Origin of the sequence: Lentzea miocenica (assembly GCF_033949945.1) — a bacterium.
In the GTDB taxonomy this organism is placed as follows: domain Bacteria; phylum Actinomycetota; class Actinomycetes; order Mycobacteriales; family Pseudonocardiaceae; genus Lentzea; species Lentzea miocenica.
The window spans coordinates 86,568-100,801 of record NZ_JAXAVW010000029.1 but is presented as its reverse complement, the minus strand read 5'-3'; the positions used below and the strand labels follow the sequence as shown (position 1 = coordinate 100,801).

At 68.6% G+C, this 14,234-nt stretch carries 13 protein-coding genes and 1 tRNA gene; 10 read left to right on the top strand and 4 right to left on the bottom strand.

Annotated features, from left to right (window positions below; translation table 11 throughout):
• Positions 1 to 86: 86 nt before the first annotated feature.
• Positions 87 to 842 carry a maleylpyruvate isomerase family mycothiol-dependent enzyme gene (locus SK803_RS31590; protein ID WP_319969794.1) on the bottom strand — a complete coding sequence of 252 codons (756 nt, stop codon included), beginning with the start codon at positions 840 to 842 and terminating at the stop codon, positions 87 to 89.
• Between the two features lie 55 nt (positions 843 to 897).
• Between SK803_RS31590 and SK803_RS31585 the strand changes: the two genes are divergently transcribed.
• Positions 898 to 1,458: a DUF4291 domain-containing protein gene (locus SK803_RS31585; RefSeq protein ID WP_406601611.1), complete on the top strand. Its 561-nt coding sequence runs from the start codon at positions 898 to 900 to the stop codon at positions 1,456 to 1,458.
• Positions 1,459 to 1,465: 7 nt separating this feature from the next.
• Positions 1,466 to 2,572: a PQQ-dependent sugar dehydrogenase gene (locus tag SK803_RS31580; RefSeq protein WP_319969792.1), complete on the top strand. Its 1,107-nt coding sequence runs from the start codon at positions 1,466 to 1,468 to the stop codon at positions 2,570 to 2,572.
• Positions 2,573 to 2,752: 180 nt separating this feature from the next.
• Here SK803_RS31580 and SK803_RS31575 read toward each other — a convergent pair whose 3' ends face one another.
• Together SK803_RS31575 and SK803_RS31570 are read right to left on the bottom strand one after the other, a co-directional pair.
• Positions 2,753 to 3,352, bottom strand: a complete 600-nt coding sequence (locus SK803_RS31575; protein WP_319969825.1) for a TetR/AcrR family transcriptional regulator — start codon at positions 3,350 to 3,352, stop codon at positions 2,753 to 2,755.
• 33 nt (positions 3,353 to 3,385) lie between these two features.
• A complete protein-coding gene (locus SK803_RS31570; protein ID WP_319969791.1) occupies positions 3,386 to 4,327 on the bottom strand; it encodes an acyl-CoA desaturase in 942 nt (313 codons plus the stop codon).
• Between the two features lie 171 nt (positions 4,328 to 4,498).
• Here SK803_RS31570 and SK803_RS31565 point away from each other — a divergent pair, with 171 nt between their 5' ends.
• From SK803_RS31565 to pth, 8 genes are all read left to right on the top strand, one after another.
• Positions 4,499 to 5,641 carry an alpha/beta hydrolase family protein gene (locus SK803_RS31565; RefSeq protein ID WP_319969790.1) on the top strand — a complete coding sequence of 381 codons (1,143 nt, stop codon included), beginning with the start codon at positions 4,499 to 4,501 and terminating at the stop codon, positions 5,639 to 5,641.
• Between the two features lie 88 nt (positions 5,642 to 5,729).
• Positions 5,730 to 5,800 (top strand) — tRNA-Gln (locus tag SK803_RS31560).
• Between the two features lie 22 nt (positions 5,801 to 5,822).
• Positions 5,823 to 7,520, top strand: coding sequence for a GGDEF domain-containing protein (locus SK803_RS31555; protein WP_319969789.1), 1,698 nt, complete (start codon positions 5,823 to 5,825; stop codon positions 7,518 to 7,520).
• 47 nt (positions 7,521 to 7,567) lie between these two features.
• Complete coding sequence (gene glmU / locus SK803_RS31550; protein ID WP_319969788.1) at positions 7,568 to 9,037, top strand: bifunctional UDP-N-acetylglucosamine diphosphorylase/glucosamine-1-phosphate N-acetyltransferase GlmU; 1,470 nt, start codon at positions 7,568 to 7,570, stop codon at positions 9,035 to 9,037.
• A 14-nt stretch (positions 9,038 to 9,051) separates the two neighbouring features.
• The gene (locus SK803_RS31545; RefSeq protein WP_319969824.1) at positions 9,052 to 10,023 is read left to right on the top strand and encodes a ribose-phosphate diphosphokinase; all 972 of its coding nucleotides are present in this window, start codon (positions 9,052 to 9,054) and stop codon (positions 10,021 to 10,023) included.
• 616 nt (positions 10,024 to 10,639) lie between these two features.
• Complete coding sequence (locus SK803_RS31540) at positions 10,640 to 11,242, top strand: 50S ribosomal protein L25/general stress protein Ctc (RefSeq protein ID WP_319969787.1); 603 nt, start codon at positions 10,640 to 10,642, stop codon at positions 11,240 to 11,242.
• Positions 11,243 to 11,304: 62 nt separating this feature from the next.
• Positions 11,305 to 11,811 carry a DivIVA domain-containing protein gene (locus SK803_RS31535; RefSeq protein WP_319969786.1) on the top strand — a complete coding sequence of 169 codons (507 nt, stop codon included), beginning with the start codon at positions 11,305 to 11,307 and terminating at the stop codon, positions 11,809 to 11,811.
• Positions 11,801 to 12,364, top strand: coding sequence for an aminoacyl-tRNA hydrolase (gene pth, locus SK803_RS31530; protein ID WP_319969785.1), 564 nt, complete (start codon positions 11,801 to 11,803; stop codon positions 12,362 to 12,364). Before SK803_RS31535 ends, pth begins: the two co-directional genes overlap by 11 nt.
• A 244-nt stretch (positions 12,365 to 12,608) precedes the next feature.
• On the opposite strand, the gene SK803_RS31525 is transcribed toward pth, so the two are convergent.
• The gene (locus SK803_RS31525; RefSeq protein WP_319969784.1) at positions 12,609 to 14,222 is read right to left on the bottom strand and encodes a fatty acyl-AMP ligase; all 1,614 of its coding nucleotides are present in this window, start codon (positions 14,220 to 14,222) and stop codon (positions 12,609 to 12,611) included.
• Between the last annotated feature and the right edge of the window lie 12 nt (positions 14,223 to 14,234).

The following is a 14,234-nucleotide window of genomic DNA, read 5'->3' as shown; positions in this document are numbered from 1 at the left end:
CAGACAGACCCCTGCCTGGGACGAGGGGTCTCACCACCCACCTTAGCTCGTCGCGCGACCCCTTATCGGGTGGCTTCGAGCGCGCCTCAAGCAGGCACCCAGTCCACCAGCCGCTCGAGCACGACCACGTCGCCCTCGAACTTCAACACGTCGAGGTCGACACGGCCGTACATGGTCAGGACGATGTCGCTCGCCGTACCGACGGCGACGAGGTCGGCCTCAAAAGGCCCGGACAGCCGTTCGGCCCGTGCGCCCTTCTCGGAGAGCCGGAGCGCCCACGAGCGGCCCTCGGTGGCGGTGTACCCGAGCACGGCGGGCTCGTGCGGCCACGGGGACGTCGTCGCGTTGCAGGTGAGCAGGAACTCCTCGACGCCGTCGAGCGCCACCTCTTCCGGCAACGGCCGCGGTTCGCCGATGGTGAGCTGGGCGTCGTAGGTGTGCACCGCGATCTCCTGGACCTGGTGCCGGGCCACCGCACCGGTGGTGGGAGCCGACTGCGAGTCGGTCCAGCCGACCCAGCACTCGCTGTCCGGGCCGGCTTCGGCGAGCGCGTCCAGGAGCTGTTTCGTCGAATCCTCCAGCCAGGCCAGCACGGCTTCGCGCTCCTGCGGCATGGGCTCGACCTTCGGTGTGGCCCTGGTGTCGGCAGAGCCCGCGGCGACGGTGGCGGCCCAGATCTGGCGGCGCTCGCCGATGTGCCAGGCCAGGTCCGCGAGGGTCCACTCGGGGCAGGCCGGCACTTTCGCGTCCAGGCTGGGCGCGGCGGCGACGGCGGCGCGGAAGGCGGTGGACCGGTCGTCGATCAGCCGGAGCAGATCGGGGAACTGCGGAGCGTTGTGCACGCGCGCTGTCTAGCACCGCGGTCCGGCGGCGGCACAGCGAATTTCGGTGGCACTCATGCTTCCGCCCGGTCACCCTGTCGGCGTGCGGAAGAGAGAGATCAGGGCTGACTACGACGATCAGTCCATCGTGGTCTACCAGGCGTATTCGGCTGCCATCGCGGATCCGGCGGTGGCAGCGCAACGGTTCGTGCCGCCGTTCAAGATGGAGCGGATGACGTGGATCAAGCCGTCGTTCCTCTGGATGATGTACCGCTGCGGATACACGCTCAAGGAAGGCCAGGAACGCGTGCTGGCCGTGCGGATCACCCGTGAGGGGTTCGACTGGGCGGTGTCTCAGGCCGTCGAGAGCAACATTTCCGGCAAGCCCTCGGTGCGGGTGCAGTGGGATCCCGAACGCGGGCTGAACCACGAGGCGCTGGAGCACCGGTCCATCCAGATCGGCCTCACGCGTGAGGCCGTCGAGAAGTACGTGCACGAGTGGACGGTCAGCATCACCGACGTGACCGCGTTGGCGCGGCAGATCCACGAGAGAGTTCGCGCGCAGGACCTGGACGGAGCACGTGCGTTGCTGCCCGTCGAACGGCCTTACGGAACCTCCACGGCACAAAACGCATAGTTACGACATGCGCGCACTTGTTGCTGTGTCGGTGCTGTTGGTCGCGGCCTGCTCCACTCCAGAACCAGGCGGCAACGCGCCGTCGAAGGCACCCGCGCCAACCGGCCTCAAGGTCGAAGAGGTCGCCGGCGGCTTCCAGCACGCCTGGGACCTCGGCTTCCTGCCCGACGGCTCGATGCTGGTCACCGAACGTCCGGGGACGATCAAGCTGGTGCGAGGCGGCCAGGTCACCCCCGTCGACGTCGACCTGGGCGACGTGCAGGCGCGCGGCGAGGGCGGTCTGATGGGCCTGGTGATCCACCCGGACAACCAGCGGTTCACCGTCTGCCACAACACGTCGAAGGACGTGCGGCTGGTGACCTTCAGGCTCGACGGCACCAAGGCCACCAAGGTGAAGGACCTGGTCACCGGCATGCCGTCGAACTCGAGCGGACGCCACTCCGGCTGCCGCCCGACGCTCGCGCCGGACGGGTCGATGTACGTCGCCACCGGTGACATCGCGCAGGCCCGCAACCCGCAGGACCGCACCAGCCTCGGCGGCAAGGTGCTGCGGATCGACCCCGAGACCGGCGAGGGTGCGACCGGGAACCCGTTCATCAGTTCCGGGAACGCCAACGAGCGGCGGATCTTCAGCTACGGCCACCGCAACGTGCAGGGCGTGGTTTTCCGGCCCGGCAGCGAGCAGGCGTTCTCCAGCGAGCACGGCCCTGACGTCGACGACGAGGTCAACCTGCTGCGCGCGGGTGCGAACTACGGCTGGGACCCGTCCAAGGGCGGCACGACGAGCCGCTACGACGAGAGCGTGCCCATGACCGACCAGCAACGCTTCCCGGACGCGGTGCCGGCGCTGTGGTCGTCCGGTTCGTCGACCGAGGCGATCTGCCAGGCGGCGTTCTGGAACGGCAAGCTCGCCATCACCGCTCTCAAAGGCTCGAAGCTGCTGCTGTTCACGCTCGACGCCGCGGGCAAGGTGCAGAACGTCAGCATCCCCGAGGAGCTCAACGACAAGTACGGCCGCCTGCGCGCTGCCCGCACCGGACCCGACGGCTCGCTCTACGTCACGACGTCGAACGGCAACAACGACAAGCTGCTGAGGCTCACCGGAACGGTGTGAGGCGATCACCATCGTGCCGTTCGACCCCTCGACGAACGGCTCCGACAGCGACGCGGACGCAGGAACTCCGTCCGTCTGGAGACATCGCTGCAGAGCGCCCGGACCGTTTCAACGGTCGTAGGACGTTGACGCCGTGCACAAAGGAAAAGGCCGTGTTCCGTGCAAGTGCACAGGGGCCGGTCAGGCGCGCATGCGCAGCTTGGGCTTGTGCTCCATCGCCGAGAGGCCGTTCCAGGCCAGGTTGACCAGGTGCGCGGCCACCTCGTCCTTCTTCGGCTTGCGCGCCTCCAGCCACCACTGCCCGGTCAGCGCGACCATCCCGACCAGCGCCTGCGCGTACAGCGCGGCCAGCTTGCGGTCGTAGCCCTGCTTGGCGAAGTGCACGCCGAGGATGTGCTCGACCTGCGAGGCGATGTCGTTCAGCAGCGACGAGAAAGTGCCGGAAGACGAGGCGACGGGCGAGTCCCGCACCAGGATGCGGAACCCGTCCGTCGAGCCCTCGATGTAGTCGAGCAGCGCGCAGGCGGCGTGTTCCAGCAGCTCACGTGGGTGGCTGCCGCCGTCCAGCGCCTCGACGATCTGGTCCATCAAACGCTGCATCTCACGGTCGACGACGACGGCGTAGATGCCTTCCTTGCCGCCGAAGTGTTCGTAGACAACGGGCTTCGACACGCTTGCGCGGTGCGCTATCTCCTCGATGGAGGTGGCTTCGAAGCCCTTCTCGGCGAACAGGGCGCGGGAGACGTCCAGGAGCTGCTCTCGGCGTTCCTTGCCCGTCATCCTGACCCTGGTCATCGAGTCAGCCTACGGGTGTTACTTCTTGACACTGATCCTGGCCAGCCGCTGCTCGCTCGGCCAGCGCACGTTCGTGGCCCAGCCGAACTTCTCGAACAGCCAGATCAGACGAGCCGAGGTGTCGATCTGGCCGCGCTTCACGCCGTGCCGCGCGGAGGTCGGGTCGGCGTGGTGCAGGTTGTGCCACGACTCGCCGAAGCTCAGGATCGCCAGCGCCCAGACGTTGGCGGAGCGGTCGCGCGCGGCGAACGGGCGGTCGCCGACCATGTGGCAGATCGAGTTGACCGACCACGTGACGTGGTGCAGGAACGCGACGCGGACCAGGCCCGCCCAGAAGAACGCCGTCACGCCGCCCCAGAAGGACCACGTGATCAGGCCGCCCAGGATGCCGGGCGCGGCCAGCGAGATCGTCGTCCACGTCACGAAGTGCTTGTCGACCCAGACGAGGTCCTTGTCGGCCATCAGGTCGGGGGCGAAGCGCTTGTGGTTGGTCTTGTCGCGGTCGAACAGCCAGCCCATGTGGGCGTGCCAGAAGCCCTTCGCCAGCGCGGCGGGACCCGTGCCGAACAGCCACGGCGAGTGCGGGTCGCCCTCGCGGTCGGAGAACGCGTGGTGGCGGCGGTGGTCGGCGACCCAGTCGATGACCGGGCCCTGCAGCGCCATCGAGCCCGCGATCGCGAGACCGATCTTCAGCGCGCGGTTGGCCTTGAACGAGCCGTGGGTGAAGTAGCGGTGGTAACCGATCGTCACGCCGAGGCCGGACAGGTAGTAGAAGGCGACGAAGAGCGCCACATCGACCCAGCCGAGGCCCCAGCCCCACGCGAAGGGGATGGCGGCCAGCAAGGCGATGAAGGGAACGATGACGAACACGTACACGCCGGACTGCTCGGCATGACTGCGCCGCCCGTCGAACAACGGTTTCGGGCCCTGGTCGGTGGACGGATCCATCGTCGTGGTCATACGGATACCTCTGGGGGGTGAGGGGTCGGCGTACCTACGCAACCGTAACTTACGGAAGCGTAGGTTAGGGCTGCCTACTACGCCAGACTCGCGTGGAAACTCACTGACAGTTCTCAGGTTCGCCGCGCTGTGTCGCCTGGAATCGAGACCTGGACGCGGCATCATCGACAGATGGCCAGACGCAAGATCATCCGGATCACCGTGACCTCGTTGCTAGTCGTGCTCGTACTGGTCACGGCGGCTCTGGGCGGCATCGGCTGGTACTACAGCGGCGAGCTGCTCGAACCGGAGGAAGCGCTGCCGCAGCGCTACCCGGAGACCTCGCTCGGCGTGGACGACAAGAACGTCGTGCTCGCCGAATCGAAGCTCACGACGCAGCGCGGCACGTTCGGCCTCGTCTGGCCCGGCGGTGCCGCGAAGGTCGGTGACATCGCCACGACCAAGGACGGCCGCGTCGAACGCCCGCTCCTCGACGGCACCGCGCCGCCGGAGGGCACCAAGGTCCGCATCGAGACCGACGTCTACGAGGGCAACCCCAAGACCACGCTGGGTCTGGTCTACAGCGAGGTCAGGGTGCCGTCCGAACTCGGCGAGATGCCCGCGTGGTTCGTGCCGGCCACGAACAAGGACACGTGGGTCATCACCGTGCACGGGCGGGGCGCGTCTCGCGAAGAGGCGCTGCGCGTGGTTCCGCAGTTGCACGGTGCCGGATTGCCCGTTCTGCTGATCACCTACCGCAACGACGTCGGCGCGCCCGCGTCCCCGGACGGCCTGTACCACCTCGGCGACACCGAATGGCGTGACGTCGAGGCGGGCATCAAGTACGCCCAGGCCCAGGGCGCGCGGAAGGTCGTGCTCTACGGCTGGTCGATGGGCGGCGCGATCGTCGGCCAGACGCTGGCCCGCTCCAGCGTCGCGGCGGCCGTCTCCGGCGTGGTGCTCGACTCCCCCGTCACGAACTGGACGCAGACGCTGAACCTCCAGGCGGAGAACCGCGGCGTGCCGACGTGGCTCACGCCGATCGCCGAGCTCGTGTCCGGCTGGCGCGCCGGCATCGACTTCGACCGGTTCGACCTGGTGCGCAACCCGCCCGCGCTGAAGCCGCCGACGCTGCTGTTCCACGGCTCCGCGGACGGCACCGTGCCGGCCCAGTCGTCGCGCGATCTCGCGACCGCGGCGGGCGGGCTCGGGTGGCCGCTGCAGTACGTCGAGATCCCCGGCGCGGACCACACCTCCGGGTGGAATGTGGCGACGGACACGTACCGGGACGCCCTCGCGGACTTTCTGACCAGGTCAATCGGCGTGAAAACGTGATCATCAAATGAGCCGGACGAGTGGTGGTTGGACAAGAGGAGGACGTCTCGTGACAACATGTGCGCAGGGCGCACGCGAGTTCGCCCATTCCGCCATGGTGTAAAGGCAGCACCTCTGATTTTGGTTCAGATGGTCCAGGTTCGAATCCTGGTGGCGGAGCAGGGGCCCTAACGCCCGGGTCATGGTGTCTTTGGGAGGTGCGAAGCTGCCCGAGGAAACGGTCGACGAGCAGGGCAACGTGGGCCATCGCCACCACGAGATGTCCGATGCGTGGCTGGTGGGCCGCGCGAGCGAGCTTGTCGCCGTGGCCCAGAGCAGTCACCTCGCGGCACAGCTCGACGCTGCCTCCGAGATCGACCACATCCTCGCCGAGGCGCAGGGCCGCGGTGAGCCCCGCATCGTCGCGCAGCTGCTCAGAGCCGCGGCCGTGGTCCGCCTGGTGACTCCAGGGCTGGTCGACATGTCCGACCCGCAGCTCGACGAGATGCTCACCCACTGCCGCCGCCACGGCCTGATCGTGCTGGAGGCCGACGCGCGGGCGTTGCGCGGACGCCGGTTCCTGCTGGGCAACGCCGAGGACAAGGCGCTGACCGAGATCGCGTCGGCGCTCGCGATGATGCTCGACGAGGAACCTGAGACCGACCCGGTGTTCGACAAGCGGACGTGGGACCAGCTGCTGGCCACGACGCTGCAGGACATCGCACTCGTGCTGACCCAGCTGGGCGTCTACGAGATGGCCGACGACGTGCTGGCCGGCGCGAACAACGCGCTGCGGGAGAGCGGGCAGCCGCACCAGATCTACGTGCACCTGGTCAACCGGGCCCGGCTGCGGATCGGCTGGGGCCTGCGGCTCGAGCGGGTCAGCCTGCACGACGCGGCGCACGAGCAGTTCAACGTGGCCGCCGGGCTCGCGGAGGCCGCCGAGGTGCCGTTCCGCCAGTCGCTGCACCCCGGCAGGCGCGACCTCGCCGCCGCCGAGCAGGTGCCGATCCTCGGCGCCGCGCACGCGTTGACGCACCCGAGCGAGGACCACCTCGACCGGCTGTGGTCGTTGCGCGGCCTGTCGATGTACGCGCGGGAACTGATCATCGTCGCGATCGCGCTGGCCAGGTGCCTGGTCGAGGCGAACCGGCTGGACGACGCGCTGAAGGTCCTCGGCGACACGCGCACGCAGATGGAGCACGACACGTCGGAACCGTCGCTGGTGCTGTCGCTGGAACGCGAGTACGCGCACCTCTGCGGCCCGCACACGATGTCCGCGCTGGAGGCCTACAACTCCGCGCTGGAGCTCGAGCTGTGGCAGATGCGCGAGTCCCGCGTCGCCACGTTGATGACGCGACGAGAACACGAACGGCTGACGCGCGCACACGGTGCGATCGCGCAGCAGGCGTTGCAGGACCCGCTGACCGGGCTGCCGAACCGGCGGGCGCTCGACGACAAGATGAGCGAGCTCATCTCCGGTCAGGTCGACCCGTTCTCCATCGCACTGGTGGACCTCGACGGGTTCAAGGGCGTGAACGACCGGCACTCGCACGCCGACGGTGATGATGTTCTCCGGGTGATTGCCAGCACACTCCGGCAGGCCCTGCGCGGCGACGACATGGTGGCCCGCTACGGCGGCGACGAGTTCGTGGTGCTGCTGCCAGGAGCACCTCTGAGCGCCGCCGAAGCAGCACTCGGCCGGGCCGTGGATGCGGTGGCAGGCCTGCCAATCGACCTCTCCAGAGGGGTGACGCTGTCGGTCGGCGTCATCTCGCTGCGCCCCCGCGAATCCGCCAATCAGGCCCTGTCTCGGGCCGACTCGGCGATGTACGTGGCCAAGCGCCAGGGCGGGTGCCAGGTCGCGGCCGTGGCAGGGGAGCCATCGACGGAGGCTTAGGCTGGTCCGCGGACTTCGAACCACCCAGCCTGTTAGGGAGAGCATCGATGCTCGAGGGCCCTGTCAGCACGGTCGTGCTCGCCGCCGGGGAAGGCACCCGCATGCGGTCGTCCACGCCCAAGGTGCTGCACCGGATCGCCGGACGCTCACTCGTGGAACACGCGGTGCGCGCGGCAGCCGGTACAGACCCCGACCACCTGGCCGTGGTCGTCGGCCACGGCCGTGAAGCCGTCACCGAGCATCTCGAGAACCTCTCCGGTGCTCTGGGACGCAAGGTCACCGTCGCGGTGCAGGCCGAGCAGAAGGGCACCGGGCACGCCGTCTCGTGCGGCCTGGCCGAGCTACCGCACGACCTGGCCGGCACCGTGATCGTGAGCTACGGCGACGTGCCGCTGCTCGACACCCAGACCTTCTCCGCACTGCTCGCCGAGCACTCGTCGGCAGGCAACGCGGTCACCGTGCTGACGGCCGTGGTGGACACCCCCACCGGGTACGGCCGGATCGTGCGCGACGCCGACGGCACCGTGCAGCGGATCGTCGAGCAGAAGGACGCCTCCGCCGCCGAGCAGCTGATCAACGAGATCAACTCCGGCGTGTACGCGTTCGACGCCGCGGTGCTGCGTGACGGCCTGTCGCGGTTGTCGACCGACAACGCGCAGGGCGAGCTCTACCTGACCGACGTGCTGGGCATCGCCCGCGGCGACGGCCTCCGGGTGGGCGCGCTGATCGCGTCCGACCCCTGGCTGGTCGAGGGCATCAACGACCGCGTGCAGCTCGCCGCCGTCGGCGCGGAGATGAACCGCCGCATCGTCGAGGGCCTGATGCGCTCCGGCGTGACCGTCGTCGACCCGGCCTCGGTCTGGGTGGACGCGGACGTGCAGGTCGGCCAGGACGCGCTGATCGAGCCGAACGTGCAGCTCCGCGCGGGCACCGTGATCGGCGCGGGAAGCGTCGTCGGCCCGGACACCACGCTGTCCGGCGTGAAGGTCGGCGCCGGCGCCTCGGTCGTGCGCACGCACGGCAGCGACTCGGTGATCGGCGACAAGGCCTCCGTAGGCCCGTTCGCCTACCTCCGCCCCGGCACCTCGCTGGGCACGAAGGGCAAGATCGGCACGTTCGTGGAGACCAAGAACTCGCAGATCGGCGAAGGCTCGAAGGTCCCCCACCTGTCGTACATCGGCGACGCGACGATCGGCGATCACAGCAACATCGGCGCGGCTTCGGTAACGGTCAACTACGACGGGGTGAACAAGCACCGCACGATCGTCGGATCCCACTGCCGCACCGGCTCCGACAACATGTTCGTAGCACCGGTGACCGTGGGCGACGGCGCCTACACCGGCGCGGGCACCGTCCTGCGCCGCAACGTCCCACCGGGCGCGCTGGCCGTGTCCGGAGGCCCTCAACGCAACCTGGAGGGCTGGGTAGTCAGCCGCCGGGCAGGCACCGCCGCCGCTCAGGCAGCGGAGGCAGCCATCGCGAAGCAGAATGACGAGAAGACAGAGGAGGGTCGCTGAGCGTGAACCCGCAGATGCCCGGCACACCGAAGAAGAACCTGATGCTCTTCGGCGGGCGTGCCTACCCGGAGCTGACGGAAGAGATCGCGAAGCACCTCAACGTCACGGTGACCCCGCAGCAGGCCTACGACTTCGCCAACGGCGAGATCTTCGTCCGCTTCGAGGAGTCCGTACGCGGTTGCGACGCCTTCGTCATCCAGTCCCACACCGCCCCCATCAACCAGTGGCTGATGGAACAGCTGATCATGGTCGACGCCCTCAAGCGCGCCTCGGCCAAGCGCATCACCGTGATCATGCCGTTCTACCCGTACAGCCGCCAGGACAAGAAGCACCGCGGCCGCGAGCCCATCTCCGCCCGCCTGGTGGCTGACCTCTTCAAGACCGCCGGCGCCGACCGCCTGGTGTCCGTCGACCTGCACACCGCCCAGATCCAGGGCTTCTTCGACGGCCCGGTGGACCACCTGTGGGCCATGCCCCTGCTGGCAGACCACATCCGCAGCAAGTACGCGGGCCACGACATCACCGTCGTCTCCCCCGACTCGGGCCGCACCAAACTGGCCGAGAAGTGGGCCGACACCCTCGGCGGCACGCCGATCGCGTTCATCCACAAGACCCGCGACCCCCTCCGCCCCAACGAGGTGGTCTCGAACCGCGTGGTCGGCAAGGTGGAGGGCCGCCTCTGCATCGTGATCGACGACATGGTCGACACCGGCGGCACCATCGCAGGCGCCGTGAAGCAACTCCTCAACGAGGGCGCGGCCGACGTGGTGATCGCCGCCACGCACGGCATCCTCTCCGGCCCAGCCACCCAGCGCCTCCAAGACTCAGGCGCGCGCGAGGTCGTCTTCACCGACACGCTCCCCATCCCGGCGGAGAAGCGTTTCGCGAACATGACCGTCCTGTCCATCGCACCACTCCTGGCCCGCGTGATCCAGGAAGTGTTCGAGGACGGCTCCGTCACCTCGCTGTTCGACGGCAACGCCTGACAACACCAGCCAGCCCCAGCGGGGGCCTTCCGCAGCCCGGTTCCAGGGCCGCGAGGAGGCCCCCGCTGGGTTTTGCTTTTCAGTGCGCTACGCAACTCCGCCCAACGCAACAAGCGTGCCATCAACCCACGCGTGGCGTGGTACCCCCTGATCAGATCTGGGGGCAGCGCCCCCCAGGGGCAGCGCCCCCCAGGGGAAGCACGCAACAGGACTCGCCGCCCGCAAGGTGACCACCCTCAAAGCCAGCGACCCGCAAAGGTGACCACCCTCAAAGCTCGCGCCCCGCAGAAGTGGCCACCCTCCAAGGTGACCACCCCCAAAGCCCCCGGAACCCGCAATCCGACCACCCACCCAGCCATCGGAATCCGCAAAGCCCCCAACACCACCCCCCGATTAGCACCCCCACCGCCCCCTCACCTACACTGGTCGGGTTGCCTCGGCGAGGGCGGGCCTTCCACGGTCCGGCGTGATCGACGCGGTGGCTTGATGCCGCGCGTGTTGACGTTATCCGCGTGCTGCTCGCCGCCGCAGGCCACCACCCCAGAGCTAGATCCAACGCCTGATACTTGTGCACCGCCCCGACGTACAAGGCCAGACTTGTAAGGAGTACCCCACCGTGTCCGAGGTCCGTCTCGCCGCTGAGCAGCGCACTGAATTCGGCAAGGGCGCCGCCCGCCGTACCCGTCGCGCCGGCAAGATCCCCGCGGTGCTCTACGGCCACGGTTCCGACCCGAAGCACCTGGCCCTGCCGGCGCTCGAGTTCGCCCGTGTCGTCCGTGAGCACGGTCAGAACGCAGTCCTCACCCTCGCCCTCGACGGCGCGAGTGAGCTGGCTCTGACCAAGACCGTCACCACCCACCCCATCAAGAACTACATCGAGCACGTCGACCTGCTGCTCGTCCAGCGCGGCGAGAAGGTCACCGTCGAGGTGCCGCTGGTCATCTCCGGCGAGCCCGCCTCCGGCACGCTGGTCACGCAGGACCTCAGCACCATCACCATCGAGGCCGACGCGCTGAACATCCCCGACCAGATCGAGCTGTCGATCGCGGGCGTTGCCGCCGGCACCCAGATCCACGCCAGCGACCTGACCCTCCCGGAGGGCGCCACGCTCGCCGGTGACGCCGACGCGCTCGTCGTCGCCGTCAACGAGGCACCGTCCGCCGCGCAGCTCGAGGGTGACGAGGCCGCAGCTCCGGCCGAGGCCACCGAGGAAAGCTGAGCCCCATCACGTCGGGCAGGACAGACGGCGCGCCACCCCCTCACGAGGGGGGAGGCGCGCCGTTGCCGTACCTGGGACCGGCCGAGATCCGGGCCAAGACCTTCCGCCGCAAGCGGCAGGGCTACAACCCGGAGCAGGTCAACGAGTTCCTGCTGATCATCGCCGACGCACTGGCAGGCCGTCTCCGCCTGGACCCGGACCACGTGCGCACCGTCAGGTTCGCCACGGTCCCCAACGGCTACGACCCGCTCAGCGTCGACGGCGTCCTGCACCTGCTGGAGTTCCAGGTCCGCAACGGCATCGTGCCGCCGACGGGCCTGGCCTCCGGCGAGGACCTGCACGCGCGCAAGCTGCCGAAGTCCGGCACCGGATACGATCGCGCCGAAGTCGACGCCTTCATCGCCCGCGCCGCGGCCAACCTGGACGGCCGGGGTGGCATGACCTCCACCGAGGTCCGCAACACCCGGTTCAGCACCACGTCCGGCCTGCTGGGCAAGGGGTACCAGGTGCAGGCCGTGGACGCGTTGCTGGACGATCTCGAGCAGGAGTTGCGCTTCCGTGGACGATGACCTCGCCCTCATTGTCGGCCTGGGCAACCCGGGCCCGAAGTACGAAGGCAACCGCCACAACATCGGCTTCCTGGTCCTCGACGAACTGGCAGCCCGCACCGGCGGCAAGTTCAAGGCCCACAAGTCCGGCGCCGAGATCGTCGAAGGCCGCCTCTCCGGCCACCGCGTCGTCCTGGCCAAGCCGCGCAGCTTCATGAACCTCTCCGGCGGCCCGGTAGCGAGCGCCGTGAAGTTCTTCAAGCCCACCACCATCGTCGTGATCCACGACGAGCTGGACCTCCCCTTCGCCGCGATCCGCATGAAGCTGGGCGGCGGCGACAACGGCCACAACGGACTCCGCTCCATCACGAAGTCATTGGGCACCAAGGACTACCACCGCGTCCGCTTCGGCGTCGACCGCCCGTCGGGCCGCCAGGACCCCGCCGACTACGTCCTGAAGGACTTCTCCACCGTCGAACGCAAGCAACTCGCGCTGGAGATCGACCGGGCGGCGGACGCGGCCGAGGCCCTCGTCACCAAGGGCCTCGAAGCCGCGCAAAACGCCTTCCACTAACGCTGGACGCCCGCTACAAGGGCCTGCGTCAAAGTCCGGCGTGATGACTGACCGGCGTGTGCAAGTACCACCAACTCTTGGTCGAAAAGCCGCTGACTACACCCAACCTGTTCGACCCCCTCGAACCACGGCCCGCGTCCGTCGGAGGCCAGAGGCCTGTTGGTAGTAGAAAGATGCTTGTTGATGTTGAGTTGGCGGTACTTGCACACGCCATCAGGCTTGGCGCCGACTTCGATGCAGGCCCTTAGACCAGCGCGGCCGCCGCAGACCGGCGCAGCTTCCCGGACGGCGTCTTCGGCAGAGTCCCCGGCGGCTGCACCACCACCGCGAACGGCCGCAACCCGACCGCGTCCACCACCCGCGCCGTCACTTCCTTGACCAGTGACTTCTCCGCCTCGGCGTCCCCGGCCAGCTTCGACTCGACCACCACGGCGAACCGCTCCCGCTGGGTCCCGGCGTCCAGCCGCACCGCGACGGCGTTACCGGCCCGCACCCCGTCCACCGAGCAGGCGGCACGCTCCACATCGGTCGGATAGATGTTCCGCCCGCCCATGATGATGACGTCCTTGCGCCGCCCGCAGACGACGACCTGACCGTCCTCGACGACGTAACCGAGGTCCCCAGTGGACAGCCACCCCTCGGCGTCCTGAGTGGCCAGAGGGCCGTTCACCGTCAGGTAGCCAGGTGTCACGGCCTCGCCGCGGATCTGGAGCTCACCAACGTCCCGAGTCCCGAGCACCTTGCCCTCGTCGTCGACGACCCGGAGCTCCAGCCCCGGCAGCGGCGGCCCCAGCAACGGGAACGCACGCCCGTCCGAAGCCGGCACCGCCTTCTTGTCCGCTTCGACGGCGTCCGCGTCCACCACGTCCACCGACAGGCCGGTGAACAGCGGCGCGAAGGCGACACCCAGCGTGGTCTCCGCCATGCCGTACGCGGCCAGGATCGACTCCGGCCGCAGCCCGAAGCGGGCACCAGCGTCGACAAAGGCCTGAACAGCTGCCGGGTCGATCGGCTCGGCGCCGTTCAAAGCCAGCCTCAAAGTAGACAGGTCGAACGAATCGGAGGACGAAGCCAGCCGGCGCGCCACGATCGCGTAGGCGAAGTTCGGCGCGGCGGTGATCGTGCCGCGGTAGCGGGTGATCAGGTCTGCCCACAGGGTCGGGCGCGACAGGAAGTCGACAGGAGTGACCTTCACCAATTCCAGGCCGAACAGCATCGGCACGGTCAGGAACCCGACCATCCCCATGTCGTGGAACAGCGGCAGCCACGAAATCATGACGTCGGACGACGGATCCAGCGCGGCGGCGATGCGCATGCCCTCGGCGTTGGCCATCAGATTGCGGTGCGTGATTCGCACCGCTTTCGGATCGGCGGTGGATCCACTCGTCAACTGCAGCAGTGCCGTGGCATCCTCGGGGGTGGGAACAGGAGCAGCGATCGGCTCAGCGTCGAGTTCGGAGAGCTTCCGGTACGGAACTCCGTGTTGGTCCAGCACGGGAGCCAAGGCGTCGAATGGGCTGCCGAGCAGGACCAGACGAGAGTCGATCATGGCGAGCACCCGCAACGTGTCCTCGGCCCATTCGGCCAGGTCGGTGCGAGGTGTGGGTTGATGCAACATCGTGACGCTGCCACCACACAGCCAGGCTGCCTGCACGGCTGGAGCGATCACGGCAGGTTCGGCGGCGAGCACGGCCACCGCGGTGCCCGGCGCCAGATCGAGCGCACCGGCCATCCGCCGGGCGCGTTCGTGCACCTCGGCCCACGTCCGGCGGACGGGCTCGGCGGGTTCACCCGTCGTCATGCCCCTGTCCCCGCCGTTTGCCGCCGTCGCCAGCATCACATCCACGAACTGACTCATGTTCGCGATCGT